Raw genomic sequence first — 734 nt, 5'->3', positions numbered from 1 at the left:
AGTGGTGTGGGAGTGGAAGCTGTTCCACTCGTCGAACAGCTGGTCGGCAAGAGGTGATGTCTTCGCCCAAGCAGTCATGAGAAATGGCCCTTCGTCGTGACGTCGGTTGACGAAGGGCCACGTTCCTCAGCACCCCTGGTTCAGATCCTGGAAAGTTCCGGCCGGGCCGCAGAGTGCCCGGCCGGCGGATGCTGGCTTCGGGGGGTCTGAGTCACGATCCATTGCTGTAAACGCCTGGTCAGGGGTGGTTTCCATGCCTCGCTGCATGGGCGCAATATCCACGCAAGATTTCTTCGATCCGCGATGTCCGCGAAGGGGCCAATCACAGGCCTATACCTCGCAAGAGGGTCGTGAAGTGCTCGGCCCGCTCAGGAGGCTCGAATGGCAACGACTCGTGTGGCATCTCGTCCGCCGGCGCGACCGCCCGCACCGGCGACGGTGGCTCTAGGTGTTCTTCCTCGACGTCAGCTGACCGGGATCATCCCGGCGCTGCTGTGCATCGCGCTGGCGACCGCTGCCACCGGATTGAATGCTGTGCGCCCCTTCACCGATCTGATCCCGCTGGTGTGGGTCGTGGCCGTGGTGCTTGCCGTCGCAGCAGTCGCGTCCGGTGTGCGGACCTTCCAGAGGGAGGGGCGGATGGATCCGGCGATCGAAGCGGTCCTGCCGATGCTCGGTGCGGCGCAGCCAACTCGCGCTCTCGTCGAGCCGGTGAAGTGGACTCGTGGATGGGT

The 734-nt window shown here is 64.3% G+C and carries 1 protein-coding gene; it reads left to right on the top strand.

Going from position 1 to position 734, the window contains the following annotated elements; genetic code table 11:
• Positions 1-381 precede the first annotated feature (381 nt).
• Positions 382-734 (top strand): hypothetical protein (locus AC1B00_RS09585; protein ID WP_488849500.1); only part of this gene is annotated, 353 nt, incomplete at its 3' end.

This window comes from Campylobacter sp. DY7 (genome assembly GCF_057802535.1).
Note: the sequence above shows the minus strand (reverse complement) of the source record. Positions and strands in the feature narration are given on the sequence as shown.